Raw genomic sequence first — 22,862 nt, 5'->3', positions numbered from 1 at the left:
ACCTTGATAAATATTTTTTGTTGGTTGTAAATATTATATTCAGATGTTAAATAAAATAATAAAATATTTCCTAGAAAATAGATTAGTAACTGTACTTATTCTAATGGTGCTAATTTTATGGGGTATTGCTACAGCTCCATTTAACTGGAAAATACCTTTCCTGCCTTCTGATTCAGTTGCGGTAGATGCTATTCCTGATATTGGTGAAAACCAACAAATTGTTTTTACACAATGGCAAGGCAGGTCACCTCAAGATATTGAAGACCAAATCTCTTATCCTTTAACTACTTATTTATTAGGTATTCCAGGGGTAAAATCAATTAGGAGTAATTCTATTTTTGGTTTTTCAAGTATTTATATAATCTTCGATGATGATATTGAATTTTACTGGTCTAGATCCAGAATACTTGAAAAATTAAATTCATTACCTAACAGTTTATTACCCGAAAATGTAAAACCATCACTTGGTCCAGATGCAACAGCATTAGGGCAAGTTTATTGGTATACTGTTGAAGGTAGAGATAAAGATGGAAAACCTACAGGTGGTTGGGATTTACAAGAAATAAGAACAGCACAAGATTTTTACATTAAATACGGACTAAATGCTGTGCAAGGAGTTTCAGAAGTAGCATCTATTGGTGGTTTTGTAAAAGAGTATCAAATTGATGTTAATCCTGATGCATTGAAAGCATATAATATTAGTTTGATGCAGGTAATGACTGCAGTACAAAAATCAAACAAAGATGTTGGTGCAAAAACCATAGAAATCAACCAGGCCGAATATTTAGTTAGAGGTCTTGGTTATGTGAAAAAAGTGGAAGATATTGAATTAGCAGTTGTTGCTGTTAAAGATAATGTACCTATTCGTGTAAAAGATATTGGTGTAGTCGCTTTAGGTCCAGAAACTAGAAGGGGTATTTTAGATAAAGGTGGTGCTGAAGCTGTTGGTGGTGTTGTCATTGCCCGCTATGGTTCTAATCCATTAGAAGTCATTAACGGAGTAAAGGCTAAAATTAGTGAAATTGCATCTGGTTTACCTAAAAAAACATTGGCTAATGGTGTAGAAAGTCAATTAACAATTATTCCTTTTTATGATCGTACAGAATTAATACAAGAGACTATTGGAACTTTAGAAACAGCTCTTTCTCATGAAGTACTAATCAGTATTATTGTTGTTTTACTTTTGGTTTTAAATTTAAGAGCCTCTTTAATTATTTCCAGTTTACTTCCTGTTGGAGTATTAATGACTTTTATTGTCATGCGATATGCTGGAGTAGATGCAAACGTTGTGGCTTTATCAGGTATTGCTATTGCTATTGGAGTAATGGTAGATGTTGGAGTCGTCTTTGTCGAAAATATTATTCGACATCTCGAAATGCCGAAGAATAAAGGAGTAAAAGGAAAACAATTAATGCTAGTAATTTATGAAGGAACTACTGAAGTTGCATCAGCTATTACAACAGCTTTAGCAACAACAGTTGTTAGTTTTATTCCTGTTTTTGCAATGGAATCTGCTGAAGGTAAATTATTTAGACCTTTAGCATTCACAAAGACTTTTGCACTGTTAGGAGCTTTTGTATTAGGAATTGTAGTACTTCCTTCTTTAGCTAACTATTTGTTTGGAATTGACTATGATAAGAAAAGAGTAAAACGTTTTTGGTCGTATGTATTTATTTCAGGTGGTATTTTACTAAGTATTTATTTCAAAATTTGGCTTCCGTTGGGATTAACCTTAATGGGATTATATGACCTGTTTAATCATAAAATTCCTGAAAAATTCCAACTTTATACAAAGCATTTCAACTTAGTTATAGTAGTATTTATTGTTTCTTTCTTTTTAACTCAAGAATGGATGCCTTTAGGCCCACAAATTAGCGTTATTGGTAATTATCTATTTGTAATTGTTTTGTTAGGAATAATAATAGGAGCACTTTTATATATTGTCAGTTCTTATGAAAGAGTGCTGCGTTGGTGTTTAGAAAATAAAGGTAAATTCATGTTGTTACCCATAGCGACATTACTTTTTGGGGTTTTAGTATGGATTGGTTTTGAAAGCACTTTTGGTTTTGTGGCTAAAGGATTTGATAAAATAGGTTGGAACATCAAAACTTCAAAAGTATGGTCAGTTCCATCTCACACTTTTCCAGGCATTGGTTCCGAATTTATGCCAACACTTAATGAAGGAAGCTATCTTTTAATGCCAACATCTATGCCTCATGCAGGTGTAGAACAAAACAGAAAAGTAGTGGGTCAATTGGATATGATTCTAAACCACATTCCCGAAGTTGATATGGCAGTTGGGAAATTAGGACGTGTAGAAAGTGCTTTAGACCCTGCTCCAATTTCAATGTATGAAAACGTTATCAATTATAAGCCAGAATATATTTTGGATGCTAACGGACATCGAATGCGATTTAAAACCGATAATAAAGGTCGTTACATTACAAAATCTGGTGATACACTTTCACATGATGAAGCACTAAAACAGGCAATTACTGTAAAAAATTTAATACCAGACGAAGATGGTTCTTTCTATAGAAATTGGCGCGATATAATTCAATCACCCGATGATATCTGGAATGAAATTGTAAAAGCATCTAAAATACCAGGTGTTACATCTGCTCCTAAATTACAACCTATCGAAACTCGTTTGGTTATGCTTCAAACAGGAATGAGAGCACCTATGGGAATAAAAGTTTTTGGACCCGATTTAAAAACTATTGAAGAATTTGGATTAGAATTAGAAGCCATTATTAAAGAAGTTCCTTCTGTAAAAAGCGAAGCTGTTTTTGCTGATAGAATCGTAGGAAAACCTTATTTACATTTAAATATTGATAGAGAAAAAATTGCTCGATTTGGCTTAAATATAGAAGATGTTCAACAAGCTATTGAAACAGCAATTGGAGGAATGAAAATTTCTTCAACTGTTGAAGGAAGAGAACGCTATCCTATAAGAGTTCGCTATCCTAGAGAATTAAGAGATAGCCCTGAAGCATTAGGAAAAATATTAATAGCTACTCCTACTGGCGCACAGATTCCGTTAGGTCAATTAGTTCAGTTTGAATATAAAAAAGGACCTCAAGCCATTAAAAGTGAAGATACTTTTCTGGTTGGTTTTGTCTTATTCGATAAAAATGATGGCTATGCCGAAGTTGATGTAGTAAATGATGCTCAAAAAGCAATTCAAACTAAAATTGATTCTGGGGAATTAAAAGTTCCTCAAGGAGTTAATTATAAGTTTTCAGGAAGTTATGAGAATCAAATTAGAGCTATGAAAAGGCTTTCTATTGTAATTCCAATCTGTTTGATAGTTATTTTCTTATTACTATACTTTCAATTCAAGACTGTTATTGCATCGTCAATCCATTTCTCTGGAGTATTTGTTGCATTTGCAGGTGGATTTATAATGCTATGGTTATACGGACAAGATTGGTTCATGAATTTTGCTGTTGCAGATGTAAACATGCGCGATTTATTTCAAATGCATCCCATCAATTTAAGCGTTGCCGTTTGGGTAGGTTTCATAGCCTTATTTGGAATTGCTACTGATGATGGAGTAATCATGGGTTCTTATATCCACCAAGTTTTTGAAGAAAAAAATCCACAAACAATACCTGAAGTTCGGGACGCTGTAGTAGAAGCCGGAAAAATGAGAGTTAGACCAGCAGTTATGACAACTGCAACAACAATTATTGCTTTACTTCCTGTTTTAACCTCAACAGGGAAAGGTTCAGATATTATGATCCCAATGGCTATTCCAACTTTTGGAGGAATGACCATTCAAATTATGACCATGTTTGTAGTGCCAGTATTACAAGCGTATTGGAGAGAAACAGTAATTAAAAATAAAGAAAAGAGAAATGCGTAAAATACTAATAATATCAATTCTATTTATGGCGTATAATGTTGTAGGCCAATCTATAAACGACTATTATACTATTGCGGCAGAAAATAATCCAGAATTAAAAGCAAAGTATAAAGAGTTTGAAGCAGCCATGCAAAAAATACCACAAGTGAGTTCTTTACCAGATCCTAATCTTTCTATGGGTTATTTTATTTCACCCGTAGAAACAAGACTTGGTCCTCAAAACATGCGATTTTCATTAACTCAAATGTTTCCTTGGTTTGGTACTTTAAAAGCTCAAAAAAATGCAGCAACTTTAATGGCAGAAAGTAAATACCAAGCCTTTTTAAATGCTAAAAATCAATTGTATTCTCAAGTTGCTACTGCTTATTATCCTTTGTATGAGCTATTAAAACTAAAAGATATTGAACAAGAAAACATCAAAATTCTAGAATCATACAAAAACATTGCCAATGCGAAATTTGAAAATGGTAAAGGAAGTTTAGTAGATGTCTTGCGTGTGGATATTATGATAAAAGATGCACTAACTAATTTAGATATTTTAACTAAAAAAGAACCTGCATTAACATCTTGGTTGAATAGTATATTAAATAGAAAGTACAATGAAAAAATTGTTATTTCTAAAGATTTGCAAATTATGGAATTACCAATGGAATACCGCAAAGATTCTATAACCACTAACCCAATACTACAAGAGCTTGAATTAAAAAAACAAGCTTCAGAAGTAGCTATTGAAGTAGCCAGAAAGCAAGGTTTACCTAAATTAGGTCTTGGTTTAGATTATGTTTTGGTAGGGAAAGGAATGAATAATTTTCCAGATTCTGGTAAAGATATTATCATGCCAATGGTTTCTGTTAGTTTGCCAATCTTTAGAAAAAAATACAATGCAGCAACGAAAGAAGCAAAACTAATGCAAGAAAGTTTTTCTTTTCAAAAAGAAGCGTATGAAAACAAACTAAACGGTACATATTATAAACTTGTTTTTGAATTAGAAAAGGAAAGAGATTTATTAAAATTATATGAAGGTCAAGTAATAACACTCTCCAAAAGTTTGAATCTATTATTTGCTTATTACAGTAATGCAAACAAAGATTTTGAAGAAGTATTACGCATGCAACAAGAGCTTTTAAAGTATCAAAAAATGCAGTTGTCAAGCATTAGTACTTTTTATATAAAATTAGCGGAATTGGATTATTTAACAGCAAAACAATTTTAATCATGAACATAGATAAAAAAACAAAAATACTATTAGCAGTAACTTTATTAGTCGGGCTATTATTAGGTGCTCTATTCTTTGGTGGAAGCACTAAAGAAGAAGATAATAAAACTGAAGTCAAATCAAAAGCAGAAGTTTGGACGTGTTCCATGCACCCACAAATTAGACAACCGGAACCAGGAGATTGTCCTATTTGTGGAATGGATTTAATCCCGTTAGAAGCTGGTAATGAAGATATTGACCCAGACGCAATTAGTATGTCGGAATCAGCCATGATTATTGCAGGAATTTCTACTTATAAAGTAGGAAATACGGATGGTATCAAAGAAATAGCACTGAATGGAAAAATTGAAGTAAATGAGAAAACAGTTTACAGCCAATCCTCACACATACCAGGTCGTATTGAAAAAATTCAAGTTACTTTTGTAGGCGAATATGTAAAAAAAGGTCAAGTAGTAGCTTATGTGTATTCTCCAGAGCTAGCTAGTGCACAACAAGAACTTATTGAAGCCTATAGTGTAAAAGAAATTCAGCCACAATTATTTGAATCGGTAAAAATGAAATTGAAAAACTGGAAAGTTTCAGACGCTACCATAAACAGTATTATTTCTTCAGGAAAAACACAAGATAGATTTCCTATTTATGCTGATGTTTCAGGATATATTATTAAGAAAAATGTAGAGCTTGGCGATTATCTTCAAAAAGGGCAAACCTTATATGATGTTGCTGATTTGTCAACCGTTTGGGTACTTTTTGAAATTTACGAATCGGATATGAGTTGGGTTAAAAAAGGAGATAAAATTAACTATACAGTAGCATCTTTTCCAGGAGAAACATTTTCAGGAACAATTGCATTTATTGACCCATTTATAAACCCAATGACACGAATCGCAAAGGCAAGAGTTGAGGTAGCTAATTCTGGATTAAAATTCAAACCGGAAATGTTTGCAACGGGTACTTTAAAAACTAAAGTAGTTGGTAATAAAGCGACATTAAGTGTTCCTAAATCAGCTGTGATGTGGACAGGAAAACGCTCGATTGTTTATATTAAAAATGAAACAGATAAAGGAATAACATTTAAACTACGTGAAGTTACATTAGGACCACTTTTGGGGAATGATTACATAATTGAAGAAGGTTTAGAAGTTGGTGAAGAAATAGTATCAAATGGTACTTTTAATGTAGACGCTGCAGCACAGTTAGCAGGAAAACCAAGCATGATGAATCTTGAAGGTGGCAGAGTAAGCACAGGTCATAATCATGGAGGTGCAACAATGCCAATGAATGAAGATAAAAAAGCAGCATTAAAAGCAGACAAAACAACGATTAGTGCTGAAGCTAAAAAGAGTTTACAACCAATATATAAAGATTATTTTGAATTGAAAGATGCCTTAACAAAAGATGATTTTAATGCGGCTAAAAAAGCTTTGTTAGCATTTGAAAAATCACTTGACAAAATAAATATGAGTATATTTAAAGGTGATTCTCATAAAGTATGGATGAATTATCAAACAGAGCTGAAAAAACAGACACTTCATGCTACACATATTAAAAACATTAAAGAATTAAGAATGACTTTTGAATCATCTATATCAAATGTTATGATAGCAATGACAAAAGCTTTTAATCCTTTAAACGAGAGTGTATACGTTCAGTTTTGTCCTATGGCAAATAGTGATAAAGGAGCAAATTGGTTAAGTAAAGAAAATAAAGTAGTTAACCCATATTTTGGAGCTTCAATGATAAAATGTGGTGAAGTAAAAGAAACAATTAATAATCAATAAATATAAACAAATGAAAAAAGTAATCGGAATTTTAGCAGTAGCTTTAGTAAGCGTAACAATCTCTTGTAAAGACAACAAAGTACAAGAAGAAGGAACAATGCATAACAATGAAATGCAAACAGAATCACATGAAGGGCACGATCATTCTAAAATGGAAGAAACAGCTACAATGTATTATTGTCCTATGAAATGTGAAGGAGAGAAAACCTACGACAAAGCGGGTGAATGTCCAAAATGTGGAATGGATTTAGTGGTTGTAGAGAAAGAATAAGTTTATGGTCAAGTTACACATCAAAAACATGGTTTGTAATAGATGTATTATAGTGGTTAAGTCTGAGTTAGAAAAACTTGGGCTTAACTATCTATCTGTTGAGTTAGGTGAAGTTACCTTTAAAAACGTAATATCTCAAGAAGATAAAATAAGTATATCTAAACATCTTAAAGCATTTGGATTTGAAATTTTGAACGATACAAAAAGTAAAACGATAGAAAAAATTAAAAGTACTCTCATTGATTTAATTCAAAATAAAAACAACAACATAAAAGATAATTTTTCCGTTTTTCTAAAAGAAAAAATACAGCAAGATTATAGTACCTTAAGCAACTTATTTTCTCAAATTGAAGGAATTAGTATTGAAAAATATTTTATCAATTTAAAAATCGAAAAAGTAAAAGAATTAATTTTTTATGATGAATTATCATTATCAGAAATAGCCTACTCTTTAAATTATAGTAGTGTTTCGCATTTAAGTCATCAATTTAAAAAAGTTACAGGCTTTAGTCCTACCTATTTCAAAAAATTAAAAGGAAATAAACGAAAAGAAATAGACCAATTATAAAATTGTACAAATCATATCCATAATTATACAAACAGAAGTGGCTTTAGTTTTCGAAATTTGTACTATTAAAATAATAAAATTTTGAAAGCGCTATTATCAGACAGTTTATGTAAGCAAACACCATTGTTTAAAAAAGCGACTCCATATGTACTAGTTAAAAAATAAAATTTAAACAGATGAAACACACATATACAATTACAGGAATGACCTGTTCAGGTTGTGAAGCTAAAGTTAAAAAAGATTTGTCGAATGTTGAACATGTCACAGAAGTTGCAGTTTCTAAAGAAGACAAAGCAGCAACTATTATCATGTCTAAACATGTTGAAATAGAAGTTTTACAAAATGCTTTAGGAGGAAAAGATAGTAAATATCAAATTACTTTATCAGATAATTCTAGTAAAGAAGTAGTTCAAAAAAGTTGTTGTTCTACTGGAGAAAAAAAGCACAAACATGAAGAAATAAAGCACAACCATCAAGCAGGTAAATATTATTGTCCCATGCATTGTGAAGGTGACAAAGTGTATGATAAGGCGGGTGATTGTCCTGTTTGTGGAATGGATTTAGTACAACAACCAACGGTAATTCAAAACACACAATATACTTGTCCCATGCATCCTGAAATCATTCAAGACAACCCAGGAAGTTGTCCTATTTGTGGAATGGATTTAGTGCCAATGGAACCAACCCAATCTGAAGAAGATAAAACCTATCAAAAGTTAGCACATAAAATGAAAATTGCTACAATTTTCACCTTGCCTATTTTTATTATTACCATGTCTGATATGATTCCAAATAACCCATTATACAAAATTATGGAATTGCAATATTGGAATTGGATTCAATTTATATTAACGATTCCTGTTGTTTTCTATGCTTGTTGGATGTTTTTTGAAAGAGCGTGGAAATCCATTATCAACTGGAATTTGAACATGTTTACCTTAATTGGTATTGGAACTGGAGTCGCTTTTGTTTTTAGTATTATCGGATTATTATTTCCAACTGTTTTTCCTGACCAATTCAAAACTTCAGAAGGAACTGTCCATTTATATTTTGAAGCTACAGCTGTAGTTTTAACCTTGGTATTGTTAGGGCAATTGTTAGAGGCAAAAGCACACAGCAGAACAAGTGGAGCTATTAAAGAGTTATTAAAATTAGCACCAACCGAAGCTACCTTAGTGATTGATGGTGAAGAAAAAGTAATTTCAATTCACGACATTAAAAAGGGAGATATAGTTAGAGTAAAACCTGGAGAAAAAATTCCTGTAGATGGAATCATTACAGAAGGAAACAGCACCATTGATGAATCAATGATTACTGGAGAACCTATTCCAGTAGATAAAAAAATGGACGATAAAGTAAGTTCTGGAACCATAAACGGAACAAAATCTTTTTTAATGATTGCCGAAAAAGTAGGTTCAGAAACTTTATTATCACAAATCGTTCAAATGGTTTCAGATGCAAGTCGTTCAAGAGCACCCATTCAAAATTTAGTAGATAAAATTTCAAAATATTTTGTACCCATTGTAGTTTTAATATCAGTTATTACCTTTTTTGTTTGGTGGATTTTTGGACCAGAACCTAAATTGGTTTATGGATTTGTAAATGCAATTGCGGTCTTAATAATTGCTTGTCCGTGCGCATTAGGTCTTGCAACACCTATGTCAGTTATGGTTGGAGTTGGTAAAGGAGCAAAATCAGGTGTATTAATTAAAAATGCAGAAGCCATTGAAAAAATGGATAAAATTGATGTTTTAATAACCGATAAAACAGGAACACTAACTGAAGGAAAACCATCAGTTGAAAAAATTATTACAAAAGATGTAGATGAAAATACCACCTTAGGAAAAATTGCATCTCTAAATCAAAATAGCGAACATCCATTGGCAACAGCAGTTGTAAATTTTGCTAAATCTAAAAACACTACTTTTTTTAAAGTAGAAAAATTTGACTCTATAACAGGAAAAGGAGTAATAGGATTTATTGACAATGAAAAAGTCAGTTTAGGCAACAAAAAACTTTTAGAGCAAGAAGGAATTAAAGATTTTTCAAGTATAGAACAAGAAGTAATTGAAGAACAAAAGCTAGGTAAAACAGTTTCTTACATCGCTTTAGATAAAAAAGTTGTAGGATATATTACCATTACAGATGCTATAAAAAAATCAAGTTTAGAAGCTATTAACGAGTTAAAGCGACAAGGAGTTCAAGTTATTATGCTAACAGGTGATAATGAAAATACAGCAAGAGCTGTTGCCTCTGAACTTAATTTAACAGATTTCAAAGCAAGTTGCTTACCACAAGATAAATTAGAATACATCAAAGAGTTACAAGCCAAAGGTAAAATAGTAGCAATGGCAGGTGATGGTATAAACGATGCTCCAGCATTAGCACAATCTGATATTGGAATCGCAATGGGAACAGGAACCGATGTTGCCATCGAAAGTGCAAAAATTACTTTGGTAAAAGGAGATTTAAAAGGAATTGTAAAAGCAAAAAACCTAAGTCATGCTGTAATGAAAAATATCAAACAAAACTTATTTTTTGCTTTTATATATAACGTTTTAGGAATTCCAATTGCTGCTGGTGTTTTATTTCCAGTTTTTGGTTTATTACTTTCTCCAATGATTGCAGCTTTAGCAATGAGCTTTAGTTCTGTATCAGTTATTGCTAATGCATTACGATTAAGAACTATAAAAATTTAAAAGACAAATTTATTTATTTAAACAACTAAAAATAATTAGCTATTTTAACAATAATTTTAACACAATGAAGTTTTATACAAACTAACCTAAATTGTATTAAAATGAATGAGTATTGTCTGAATTTTTTTAGTGAATTTGAAAAGGAGTATCAAAACATTAAAACTACAAATTCAGACAGTATTGTTATTGCACATAAAGTCACAGAATTAATTGAAACTAGAAGTAAGGAATTATTCAAATGGCTAAAAAAACATAAATTTAGTTCTCCAGAAGAAGAAATATATTTTTTCAAAGACTTGAAACCTATATTTATATCAAAACTTATCTACTACAAAACAGTTTTAAGTATAGAAACGAACTTACCAACTTCAAAAAAGAATAAGATTAAATTTTATGAAGATGCTTTAAATTTAATTCAAGAAAACACCAATAAGAATAGAAAGTTCTATGAATATTATAGAGCAAGAGCTTCACATAAAGACAAAATTTATTTCTTGAGAAATTGTGATGCTAACATTTTAAAAAGAGATTGTTCTTTGATCAATTACGATGTAAAATTATGTACTACGCATAATTACAATATGGCTGTGATGATTGCCAACGATACATTGACCAACTATCTAGAAAATAAAATAGAACAATTAGAAAATAATTGTACAATAGTTCATCCATCCATACAACAAACTGTTAATTGGACTGGTACTAAAATTGATTTAATCGAATTAATTTATGCCTTACACCATTCCAAAAAATTAAACAATGGTAACACTGATATAAAAGAATTAGCAGTATTCTTTGGTAAAATTTTAAATCAAGATATTGAAGAAAATATTTATCGTTTTTACATTGATATTAAAAACAGAAAAACAGGTCGTTCCAAATTCATCAATCAACTTTCAGAAGTACTAGAAAAGCAAATACTAGAAGAAGAAAATGAAAGTAAATAACCTTTTTTACTGATAAATATTTTCCAAAAACACACAACTTGTGTTCAGGTTGTGAATTAGCTTAAAAATGCCATGATTTTCACCTAATTTCCCACATTGAATTTTAAAGCTGAAAGGAATTCAATTCAATAAAGCTAGAAAACAAAGCACTTTGTACTATTTTAATAAAAAATCGTACACAACTTGTGTTTAGGTTGTGAAATAAAATCAATCAAACTTCACAAATTTGTATTACCGATTTATTAAGGTCATTTTTTGATGTTAATCGGTAATGTATAATAATCTAAAACACAAGTTATGGCAATCGAAGTTATTACTCGTGAAGACTTAAACGAATTTCGTAGTCTTCTTCTAAATGATTTAAAAGAAATCATTCAATCCAAACCGCAACAAACAAAACAGTGGCTCAAATCCAAAGAAGTCAGAAAACTGTTAAACATTTCTCCAGGAACATTACAAAACCTCCGCATCAACGGAACACTAACATATACTAAAGTGGGTGGCATCATGTATTATGACAATTCAGACATCGATAAACTTCTAAACAGAAATAAAGTAAATGCAGTTCCAACCCTATTCAAGTAATGTCATTGCGAGGAACGAAGCAATCTTTTCTACTCACTCTTCACTAATTACTAATCACTAGAAAAATGAACTACATAAAACACCTAACCGGCTTTTTCGAAAAAGTAGCAATAGACAAAACACTTAATCCAACACACGTGAGTTTATACATAGCTTTATTCCAATTCTGGAATTGCAATCGCTTTAAAAATCCAATCAGCATTTCTCGTGATGAGGTAATGCGTATCAGTAAAATCAGTTCTAAAGCAACCTATCATAAATGTCTTAAAAATTTACACAGTTTAGGATATATCAATTACGAACCATCCTATAATCCATTCAAAGGAAGTCATGTGTATTTATTCAATTTTTCAGACGATTTAAAACCCATTCAAAAAAGCGAAAGAAAACCAAAAATTGAACCTCTTTTTGAACAAGTTGATGAACAAGCTCTAAACAAGTCTTGTACTAGTGATGAAACAAGTAGTGAACAAGCACTAGTACCTTCTATAAACTATATAAACAATACAAACAATTTAAACATTGAAAACGTTTCAAACTTAAACAAGCAAGCAAAAAATTTTGAAGAAATAAAAAATTTTCAATTAAAAAACGAAAATTTAAAAGAAGAAAAAAGTTCCGCTAAAAAAGAAGAAAAAGAATTTGTCGTCACTTCGAGCATAGTCGAGAAACCAAAATTAGAAGAAGTCAAATCCTACTTCCAAGAAAACAACTTTCCGGAACTAGAAGCACAAAAGTTTTTCAATTACTTCTCAAGCAACGGATGGTTAGTTGGTGGTAAAACACCAATGGTCGATTGGCAAGCAGCAGCACAAAATTGGATATTAAACAGCATTAATTTTAAAGACAACACCACCAATTCACCACCTAATCGAGCAAAACACCTCAACACAGGAACAGACAAAGACTATTCAGAACCACTTTAACCTGAACTTGTTTCAGGTTCTTTTCAATTTTACGCAGAACTTGTTTGTGCTGAATTCATTTCAATATCTCAATCTATGTGATTAAAAAAATCCGTGTAAATCCGTCAAATCTGTCTCATCAGTGTTCCAAAAACTTCGCTTTAGCGAGAAAAACTATGATAAACTATCCAGAGCAAAGCGACTTTTTTAAAATAATAATTCTATGCTTCGAGCCTGTACTGAGCCTGTCGAAGTATGGTTAAAAAAATAAAAAATGGAAACACAAATAAAAACCCACTACAACTACCCAGAAATAATTAATAAGCTCGAAGCAAAAGGCATCGAACTATACGGCAATCATTTCAAAATACAAGAAGCAGATTATCAAATCGTTTACAAGCTAATCGCTTATTTCCTCAAAGATGAACCAACATGCTTTCAATACAACCTCAACCTCAACAAAGGAATATTACTTTCTGGACCAATAGGCTGTGGAAAAACATCACTGATGAACCTAATGAAATATCTGGCACCAGCAGAAAACAAATTTTCAGTAAAACCATGTAGAGACATAAGCTTTGAATTCATACAAGACGGTTACGAAGTCATACATCGTTATTCCAAAGGAAAACTATACCAAGCTGAACCAAGAACCTATTGCTTCGACGACTTAGGAACAGAAAACAACATCAAGTATTTTGGAAACGAATGCAATGTAATGGCAGAAATTCTATTAAGCCGATACGACCTATTCATCTCCAAAAAACTCCAAACACACATAACCACAAACCTATCAGCGTCAGAAATTGAAAAAAATTATGGCAATAGAGTTAGAAGTCGCTTACGTGAATTGTGCAATTTAATAGCATTCGACAATGTGGTTAAAGATAAACGTAAATAAATGCATAATCATGAACACCAAAAAAATAATAACAACGCGTGAGTAAATGATAAATTTAATAGCATTTGAAAAAACAACACTAGATAAGAGATAAATGTCACACTGAGCTTGTCGAAGTGCTTCATTGTAAACTTAAAACCGTTAAATATAAACCATTAAATAAATGAACCAAATAACCAACTTCTGGAACGACTTCCAACAAAACAATTTCGTTTTCTTACTCCTTACAGAAATCCCAAAAGACGAACTAAAAATTCAATTCGATAAACTATTATATTATTTACACCAATACAACAAAGACCTAAACCTCATAATAAAAAACAAAAAGACTAATGCCGAACTAATCATCACAGCAAATGGGAATCCCTATCTTTTCAAAGAAGTAGAATTATTAGTCCATCATGCACCAGTTTTAGAACGCTGGAAAATAACCGCATTCCTCCAACCAGAAACCAACCTCGATAAATACGAAAACGGCACCGATAAACCATTAGACTATTACGGCATCAGCTTAAGAATAAGTGAAATGTATTTCATACCACTAGAAAACCCAAACAAACCAGCCGATTTAGGAATTAGAGTCTTACTCAATAACTACATAGTCCATAAAGAAGACCCTAAACTTAAAGAAGCAGTTTACACACACATTGAACATTTAATTGGAGAAAAGTCTTTTGCTAATGATATTGCATTTATTCAAATAGCCCAATTACAAGGAGACCAAGAGGATATAATCGAATTATACAATTTAAAATCATACATAGATACAGAATTGAATAATTAAGTTTCGGCAACAAAACTAATTTACTGCCAAAGCTTAATTAAAAAAAAATGACGTTTCATAGTTAAATAGTGAGATATAAACTCACATACTCACTACAAATCATAAAACAATATCGAAATATGAAATTGCCATTAACAACAAGTTTTCTTAAATACAAGCATTCAAATAAATGGCGATAACAAATATAACCTATGACAAACAAAAATTTACATATACGAAATAGTTGTCCCAATTATGCACCAAATATGGGACATAAAGGCAAATTAACTTTCGGCAATAAAACTATTTTACTGCCAAAACTTAATTTATAAAAAAAAAGCAGTATCTTTCACGAAACAAATAAAATCAAAGTGACAAAAACGATAGAAAATACAATACAAAGTTACTTCAAGTCGCTAAATCAAATTTCTAGAGAAAAACTCGGCAACTTAATCAAAAAAGACTTTCCAGAACTTTCGGAAGGCACAATTTCTGTTTACCTATCAAAACTAAAAAAAGCCGGAATAATAAATAATCCAGAAAGAGGCGTTTATTCTATTACAGACAAAGAAGTTTTCAATCCAGAAATAAATCAAAACTTAAAAAAAATATACAACAAAATACATAAAGAATTTCCATTTGTGGATATATGTGTTTGGAATACTAAATGGTTAAATGACTTAATGCGACACCAACCATTTAAATATTACACCGTCATAGAAGTAGAAAAAGAAGCGGACGAACAAATATTTAATGCAATAAGTGAATGGAATAAAAATGTATATTTCAATCCAGATGAAGAGATATTAGAACGCTATATAAGTTCAAATTCAGAAGAAGTTACAATCATTAAAAATTTAGTAACAGAAGCACCAACTAGTAAAAGCAATAAAATAGAAATCCCAACACTGGAAAAGATATTGGTGGACATCATTATCGACAAGGAACTTTTTGCAGCTCAACAAGGAGAACTCGATTTTATATACAGTACTGCATTCAAAAAATACGCAATAAACACAGCAAAAATGAAACGGTATGCCATCAGAAGAAATAAAGAAAGTGAAGTAGAAAAAATGATAAGTACAGTCGTATTAGATGATTAATAAAGAAACCCATACAGTAGATTGGATTTTTGACTTAAAAAGTAAGTTAGGAAAACGCATCGATCCCAAATTAATTGAAAAAGTTATTTGGGCACTTACACTATTGGAGCAATTAAAAATAAAGGGCTTAAATTTTACTTTCAAAGGCGGAACAGCTTTATTATTAGCCACCGAAAAACCAAAACGATTCTCTATTGATATTGATATAATAACTGAACATTCAGAAAAAGAGATAATAACCATTCTACAAAAAATAGTAGATGAAAAAATATTTTTAAGTTGGGAAGACGACAACGACCGTAAGCATACACCCGATGCTCCAATCGGACATTTCAAAACCTATTACAAAAGTGTGGTTGATGGTAATACAGAACCCATATTATTAGACCTGCTCTATACACCAAATCCTTACCCTGAAACACAAGAAGTAAAAATTAAGCATCCTTGGTTATCAACAACAGATGAAGAATCGGTTATTACAATGCCAACCTTTGATGCTATACTAGGAGATAAGTTAACCGCATTTGCTCCCAAAACAACAGGTATTTTATACAGCAAAGATCGTCCAGTAGAAATAATAAAACAGTTATACGATATTGCATTCTTATTCGATAACATAAACAATTTAGAGATAGTAAGAAGCAGCTACAACAATGTCGTTCAAGAAGAAATAGGATTTAGAAAGTTAGAAATTTCAGCAACAGAAGTTTTAGAAGATACTTGGCAAGCTTGTTACACCTTAGCAGAAAGAAATACAAAATCTAAAGAATTTGACCATCTTCAATTAGGTATTCGCAACTTTACCAACTTTACAATTGACAGGTTTAGTATTGACGAAGCCATAACAGCAGCAGCAAAAGTCGCATATCTAACCAAACTATTGCAATCCGATAAAGAAATAAAAATCGAAAGGTTCAAAAACCCATTAGAAATAAAAGATTGGCTAATTGAAGACCCACAATACAACAAACTAAACAAGTTAAAAAAGAACAACCCAGAAGCTTTTTTCTATTGGTTATTAGCATTTAAAAAATAATTTATGATTCAACTAATAAACCCTAATGATATTCATTCAGCAGCTGATACTTGGAATGGATTTATATATCAAGGTAAAGTTGCTTTATATCATGTATTAAAATTAATAAACGAAAAAGATAGTGTTGATGGATTGCATTTACAACTTGATTCATTAGAAGATTTTGCGATAATACGATATGAAAATAACGAACCCAAACCAGTAACGCTACACCAAGTAAAAGCTGTCAAAAGCCATTATTATTCTAGATATAAAGAAGCTTTTGAAAAATTAGAACAAAGGAAAGACAATTTCCCTTGTGATGATGAAGCCTATTTTCATTTAGCAATAGAGAATGAAGAAACAAAAGCAGATATTGAAGCTAAGCATGCAAAGCTTAAAATTTATGAGTATGATGGTAATCCATATTGTAAAATTGAAGAGTTGCAAGACAAAATAAAAGTTCAAGCTAACAATTGTTTAAATAAATTCGGATTAATACATTTATCAAATAATAATTACTTGGAAATTTTATGTAATGAACTAGAATCTTTAATAACAAATAATATTGTTTTAATTCATGCCCAAAATCATTCGCCAAACGGAGATTCTATAAATAAATCTGCATATTATAGTACAATTTCATTGAATAGATTTAGAGATATCCTTATTGCAGACTTAACTAGTATTCAGCAAGATAAAAACTATTTTATTAAGAAACTTAAGATTGACTTAAACAGATATTACCAAGAATTTTGCCTTGAATACGAGGATGAAATTGATTATGAAGCTCAAATAAAACTACATCAATATTTGGTGTATTTTAATAGTTTGAATAATCCACAATTTGAGGGATTTATGCAAAAAATAATGCCTCATAGACATGTGAAATTTTCAACACTTCAAGAATACAAAGATAATTCCCTGCTAATAAATGAAGTAAAAACAGCTTTTTTAAGTATTCTTAATGGGATTAGAAGTCCTGATGAAATAAATAAAATAGGTTGGACAGATAGTCAAACTAAAAAATATTTTCCTTCAAGTATTATTGTTTCAAATTCATCAGTAAGTAAACAAAATATTTCAATAGATATACTAAACACTGCATTAGATACATTGATTGAAGTGCCTTTTAATTCAGACTACATAATTACTGAAGGATGTAACGTAACATCTGTTATAGAAGAAGTAAATAAATCAACTAGAATAAATCAATCGGATATTGATATCTTGAATAATTCTACATCTTCAGAATATGATAAAATTACTAATTGGAAAAAGATTTCGTTGATTGATTTAGAACAAGCAAAACATAAACTAAATGAAAACAATAATTAATAACTTATTTCATCAAATTGGTCTAATAAATAGAGAATTAGATTGTGGAGTATTGCACTTTTTTGAAGAAGAAAATAAATATTCATACTGGTTAGTAAATGAAACTGATAATTTAACAGAGGTAATTGAAAAACAATCTGAATACTTTGCTATGGCTAAAGAAGTAGCCAACAATGAATGGTTTGATAAAAACGTAAGTATGATAATTCTACATAAAGTTGAAAGCTTTGTCAATCTCCAAAATTTAATTTTAGAAGTAGAAGAGAATCCATACCTTTTTAAAAAACAAATTATTTTATATAGGGATGAGGAAGTAGAAAAATTAAATCAAGCTTTAAGTTCTAAAGAAATAACAATTAAAAATTTTATAGAAAGTAAAATTTTAGAGGAAGAAACATTTAAAATACATAAAGAGAATATCAATAATAATGATTATGAATCTCTTCTTTACCGCTTAACTCATAAAATTCCATTAATAAAACTAAATATTATCCAAAATAATGGTTTAGATGCTTTAACAGATAGTAATAGACAAAAAATTGAAACTGGTTCATTTGGAGAGCTTAATAATTTGATTAATCAAAATTTTTTCAATAGAAGTGATGATAGTATTGATGAAATTAACTCAGATATTATATATGATTTTTTATTAACAACATTGAATTCAGATGAAAATTAAAAGAATAGAAATACATAATTTTAAAGTTTTTCAAAACATAAATATAGATTTTGAATCTTCTGATTTAATTGTTTTTGATGGCCCTAATGGATTTGGAAAAACATCAATTTACGATGCAATCGAATTACTTTTTACAGGTAAAATAAGGCGATTCGATGATTTAAGAGGTAGACTGATTGATGGTAGAGAAAGTTTTTCCGAGCACCCATTTTTATGTGATTATGCTGATGGTGATATATCAATAACAATTGAATTTCTAAAAGATAATACTTCGCATATCCTAGAGAGAGTTGCAAAAAGAGACGATTTAATAAACTCAGTAGATTTTAGTTTCTATAAACTATACTTTAAGAATGAATTTAGTTCTGAAGAAAAAAGTTTAATTCAAAATGAAGAAGAATATTTAACCCAAATTCTAGATTCAAATTACAGACAGAATTTTCAGTTTTTAAATTATATTGAACAAGAGGACAGTTTGTTTTTATTAAAGAGCCAAGACAAAAACAGAAAACAACATATCTCTCACTTATTTAATGTTTATGAATTTGAAAACAAAATAACAAAAATTGATAAGCTAAAAAATAAAATCAGTGAATTATGTAATTCTGTTAAAAAAATAGAAATTGATGAATTAAAGGAATCGATAAAGAAAATCGAAGATTTTTTAGCAACCGAATTTAATAATACAGAGTACTTAAAGTTATTTTCTGACAGAGAAATTACGTGGGATTTAGAGGAGTTCAACTATCAAAGTAATAGTTACGAAAACCTTTTTAATGAAGACGGTATAATTTCAAGGTTAAAAAAGCTCATTGAAAATAAAGTATTATTTAAAAGTTATATCCGAAATGAAAAGATTAATAGCTTAATTATTGATACAGAAAGAATAGAAAACTTTTTATTATATTATAAATTTCTTCCTCAAAGAGAAACTTTAAGAATTCAAAAAAATGAATATTTAAGCATAAATAAAATTATTGATACTCTAACAGAATTTTCTATTGATAACATTAAGGATGATTCTTTTGAATTTGAACTCGAAGATTTTGATTTTATTGAAGTAGATTTAATATCGGATTTAAATGAAGGATATGAATCATTAAGCGGCAAATTAAAAGAGTTAGATGAATTAGAAAGTATTTATTCCAAGATAAAAGAATCTAGAGAAAAATTAGTTGAAAATATCCAAAAACTAAAAGATGCCGAAGATATAGAAACAACTGGAGCATGTTTTTTGTGTGGCTATAATTGGTCTGATATTGATAATTTATTAGAAAACATCGAAATTCAATCAGTTAATCTGGAAGAAATGACTTCATCAAAAAGTAGAATATTTAATGAGGAATTAATTAGTTTTAAGGAAGATAGTATAATTCCTACGATAGAAATTTTAAATCAGAAAATCGCTGAAATTAAAGTTGATGTTGTTTTTATAAATAAGTTTTTGTCAATTGATGAAGTGTTTTTTAATACGGTAAAAAAGGAATTTGAATATATTGATTTTGATTTTAAAGAATATTTAAACGAAACATTAAGCAGTGAAAGTGTAATTGATATAGAAAGTATTGCACCAATATTAAATTTACTTAAAATAGAAATAGAATTAGACGGTATTGAATCATATTTTAAAGAGTTTTTCGCTCAGTATTTTGATAATAAGTTTGATTTATTAAACACTATGCAGATAGAAAATTTAATCCAAAAAGAGAATTACCTAAAGTATAAATATTCGTTATTACAAAACGAAACTTTGGACAGAAACAAACTCGAATTACTTAACAAAGAAGGTAAGTTCAATAATGCAAAAACATTAGAAGACAACTTGAAAAACTTGAACAACACTTATAAGAAATCATTAAAAGAGTATCAGAAAAAAGTAATCAAAGACATTGAAATTATATTTCATATTTACTCAGGAAGAATAATGCAGGATTTCCAAGGTGGTTTAGGATTATTTATTTATTCAGATAAAGATGGTATAAGATTTCAGACTAATCCATCCAAAACTTTTGATGCAGTTTTTTCCATGAGTTCTGGTCAGCTATCTGCATTGATTATTTCTTTTACTTTAGCATTACATAAAAAGTATTCTCAAAACAAGATTATTTTGATTGATGATCCAGTTCAAACTATGGATGAAATCAATATCGCTGGATTTATAGAATTACTAAGAAATGAATTTTATTTAAATCAATTAATAATTTCAACTCATGAAGATATGGCTTCAGCTTATATGAGATATAAATTCAAAAATTATGGTTTGGCACAAAAAAGGATTAATTTAAAATCTTATTCAGTAAATAATAATGGCTAATTACGATTTTTCAACTTTAAATGATAGAGACTTAGAGGAATTGACAAGAGATTTACTTTCAAAAGTATTGAATGTAAATTTTCAGTCATTCAAACCAGGAAAAGATAAAGGAATTGATTTAAGATATTCAACAGTAAATGATGAAAATGAAATAGTAGTTCAAGTTAAACATTACTTAGGTTCTGGTATTGTTAAATTAAAAACAGATTTAAAAAAAAAGGAAATTAAAAAAGTAGTTTCTTTAAACCCTAAAAGATATATATTCTGCACTTCATTACCATTATCACCACAAGACAGAGAAGATCTTAAAAATATTTTCAATCCTTACATTCACTCTACATCAGATGTTATTGGTAAAGAAGACCTAAATAAGTGGTTAGATGATTATCCTGATATTCAAGAAAGACATTTTAAACTGTGGCTATCATCTATTGATATAATCAAGAAAATAGTAAAAAATGGAGTCAAAGGCAGATCTGAATTTTACAAAGAAAAAATAATAAAAGAAATTACAGTTTATGTTCCAAATAAGACGCACAGTGAAGCAGTTAGTGCACTAAACAAAAATCATTTCATATTAGTTACTGGTGCTCCAGGTATTGGAAAATCAACCTTAGCCAATATGCTGACTTATCAATTTTTAGCTGAAGATTTTGAATTAGTATATGTTAGGGAAATTACCGAAGCAGAAGAAGCTTTTTCTCCTGAAAAAAAACAAATATTTTATTTTGATGACTTTTTAGGTGCAATTACTTTGGATTTATATAGTTCAAGGAATGCCGACTCTGCAATTGTGAATTTTATTGAGAGAGTAAGAGATGATAAACATAAAAGATTAATATTGACTTGTCGAACAACAATTTTAAATCAGGCAAAAAATATTTCTGATAAAATTGAAAATTCTAACATTGATATTTCAAATTATGAAGTTAAAATCGAAAACTACACGAATTGGGATAAAGCTAGAATTTTGTATAATCACATATATCTTTCTGATTTATCAGATGATCAAAAGTTAATTTATTTTCAGAATGATTTTCATTGGAAAGTTATTAAACATCGATACTATAATCCTAGATTAATTCAAGGTATCACTAGTAAAAGTAATGTAGTTGATTCAGAGTATTCAGAAAATTTTGTTTTAGAAATACTAAATGATCCAAATAAGATATGGGAAAAACCATTTAATATACAGATTTCAAATGTTTCCAGATTGTTGCTACTTACAATGTACTCATTGAGTGGTGGAATTTACTATGTCACAGATGAAAGACTAAAAGAAGCTTTTAACAATAGAATAAACCACGAAGTATTTCATAATAATTATCAAAAAAAAGGAAATGAATATAATTTTGCTTTATGTAAATCGTCAGCAAAAAGTGGACTGATTTAGACAAAAACTAAGAGAGTGTTTTCAAAAATTATTAACTTTGAAATAGTATGAAAACATCTAATAAAAAAACAGCAGAGAATTTCATCAAGGAGATTCGTAGAAATACACGAAGAATCTTTAGTTCCGAACAGAAAATCCAAATTGTCATGGAAGCTTTACGAGCAGAAATGTCAGTTGCAGAATTGTGTAGAAAGTATTCCATTAATGAATCTCAGTTTTACAAATGGAACAAAGAGTTTTTAGAAGCTGGTAAAAAGCGTTTAGCAGGTGATACCACAAGAGAAGCTACCAGTGATGAAGTAGTAGAACTCAAGAAAGAAAATCAGGCTTTAAAAGTCATGATTGCCGATTTAGTTTTACGCTACGATATTGTAAAAAAAAGCTTGGACATGCTGGATTAACTGAAAAGTTTAAGAAATATATGCGACTTACAGTATCCGAAAAACAAGAAATCATTCACATGGTAACGCGTTCAGAAATTGGCGTAAATCGAACACTTCGGGAGATTGGAATCAA

At 30.0% G+C, this 22,862-nt stretch carries 18 protein-coding genes; all 18 read left to right on the top strand.

The features are described from left to right. Positions 1-43: 43 nt before the first annotated feature. Positions 44-3,868, top strand: coding sequence for an efflux RND transporter permease subunit (locus T1L09_RS08175; RefSeq protein ID WP_322550468.1), 3,825 nt, complete (start codon positions 44-46; stop codon positions 3,866-3,868). Continuing rightward, positions 3,861-5,081 (top strand): TolC family protein, encoded by a 1,221-nt coding sequence (locus T1L09_RS08170; protein WP_322550467.1) that lies wholly within the window; start codon positions 3,861-3,863, stop codon positions 5,079-5,081. The genes T1L09_RS08175 and T1L09_RS08170 overlap by 8 nt, the downstream gene beginning before the upstream one ends. Before the next feature lie 2 nt (positions 5,082-5,083). Continuing rightward, positions 5,084-6,865 carry an efflux RND transporter periplasmic adaptor subunit gene (locus tag T1L09_RS08165; RefSeq protein WP_322550466.1) on the top strand — a complete coding sequence of 594 codons (1,782 nt, stop codon included), beginning with the start codon at positions 5,084-5,086 and terminating at the stop codon, positions 6,863-6,865. A 10-nt stretch (positions 6,866-6,875) separates the two neighbouring features. Further along, positions 6,876-7,136 carry a heavy metal-binding domain-containing protein gene (locus T1L09_RS08160; RefSeq protein ID WP_300058763.1) on the top strand — a complete coding sequence of 87 codons (261 nt, stop codon included), beginning with the start codon at positions 6,876-6,878 and terminating at the stop codon, positions 7,134-7,136. Positions 7,137-7,140: 4 nt separating this feature from the next. Further along, entirely contained in the window at positions 7,141-7,704 is a 564-nt protein-coding gene (locus T1L09_RS08155) for a helix-turn-helix domain-containing protein (protein ID WP_322550465.1), read from the top strand. A 176-nt stretch (positions 7,705-7,880) separates the two neighbouring features. Beyond that, on the top strand, positions 7,881-10,403 hold the full coding sequence (locus T1L09_RS08150; RefSeq protein WP_322550464.1) for a heavy metal translocating P-type ATPase: 2,523 nt from the start codon (positions 7,881-7,883) through the stop codon (positions 10,401-10,403). A 101-nt stretch (positions 10,404-10,504) separates the two neighbouring features. Further along, entirely contained in the window at positions 10,505-11,350 is an 846-nt protein-coding gene (locus T1L09_RS08145) for an RteC domain-containing protein (RefSeq protein WP_322550463.1), read from the top strand. 297 nt (positions 11,351-11,647) lie between these two features. After that, complete coding sequence (locus T1L09_RS08140; protein WP_322550462.1) at positions 11,648-11,935, top strand: helix-turn-helix domain-containing protein; 288 nt, start codon at positions 11,648-11,650, stop codon at positions 11,933-11,935. Between the two features lie 65 nt (positions 11,936-12,000). Beyond that, the gene (locus T1L09_RS08135; protein WP_322550461.1) at positions 12,001-12,861 is read left to right on the top strand and encodes a transcriptional regulator; all 861 of its coding nucleotides are present in this window, start codon (positions 12,001-12,003) and stop codon (positions 12,859-12,861) included. 253 nt (positions 12,862-13,114) lie between these two features. After that, positions 13,115-13,741: a P-loop NTPase family protein gene (locus T1L09_RS08130; RefSeq protein WP_322550460.1), complete on the top strand. Its 627-nt coding sequence runs from the start codon at positions 13,115-13,117 to the stop codon at positions 13,739-13,741. 163 nt (positions 13,742-13,904) lie between these two features. After that, positions 13,905-14,525, top strand: a complete 621-nt coding sequence (locus T1L09_RS08125) for a hypothetical protein (protein ID WP_300058748.1) — start codon at positions 13,905-13,907, stop codon at positions 14,523-14,525. Between the two features lie 350 nt (positions 14,526-14,875). Further along, complete coding sequence (locus T1L09_RS08120) at positions 14,876-15,607, top strand: DUF6577 family protein (protein ID WP_322550459.1); 732 nt, start codon at positions 14,876-14,878, stop codon at positions 15,605-15,607. Beyond that, on the top strand, positions 15,600-16,643 hold the full coding sequence (locus tag T1L09_RS08115) for a nucleotidyl transferase AbiEii/AbiGii toxin family protein (protein ID WP_322550458.1): 1,044 nt from the start codon (positions 15,600-15,602) through the stop codon (positions 16,641-16,643). The genes T1L09_RS08120 and T1L09_RS08115 overlap by 8 nt, the downstream gene beginning before the upstream one ends. Before the next feature lie 3 nt (positions 16,644-16,646). Continuing rightward, a complete protein-coding gene (locus T1L09_RS08110) occupies positions 16,647-17,960 on the top strand; it encodes an ABC-three component system protein (protein ID WP_322550457.1) in 1,314 nt (437 codons plus the stop codon). Then, the gene (locus T1L09_RS08105; RefSeq protein ID WP_322550456.1) at positions 17,944-18,639 is read left to right on the top strand and encodes an ABC-three component system middle component 1; all 696 of its coding nucleotides are present in this window, start codon (positions 17,944-17,946) and stop codon (positions 18,637-18,639) included. The genes T1L09_RS08110 and T1L09_RS08105 overlap by 17 nt, the downstream gene beginning before the upstream one ends. Then, positions 18,629-20,953: an AAA family ATPase gene (locus T1L09_RS08100; RefSeq protein WP_322550455.1), complete on the top strand. Its 2,325-nt coding sequence runs from the start codon at positions 18,629-18,631 to the stop codon at positions 20,951-20,953. The genes T1L09_RS08105 and T1L09_RS08100 overlap by 11 nt, the downstream gene beginning before the upstream one ends. After that, entirely contained in the window at positions 20,946-22,346 is a 1,401-nt protein-coding gene (locus T1L09_RS08095; protein ID WP_322550454.1) for an nSTAND3 domain-containing NTPase, read from the top strand. The genes T1L09_RS08100 and T1L09_RS08095 overlap by 8 nt, the downstream gene beginning before the upstream one ends. A gap of 47 nt (positions 22,347-22,393) precedes the next feature. Continuing rightward, complete coding sequence (locus tag T1L09_RS08090; protein ID WP_422718495.1) at positions 22,394-22,747, top strand: transposase; 354 nt, start codon at positions 22,394-22,396, stop codon at positions 22,745-22,747. The last annotated feature ends 115 nt before the right edge of the window (positions 22,748-22,862 follow it).

This window comes from Flavobacterium psychraquaticum (assembly GCF_034497725.1).
Lineage (GTDB): Bacteria > Bacteroidota > Bacteroidia > Flavobacteriales > Flavobacteriaceae > Flavobacterium > Flavobacterium psychraquaticum.
This window is presented reverse-complemented; position numbering and strand designations above follow the sequence as displayed.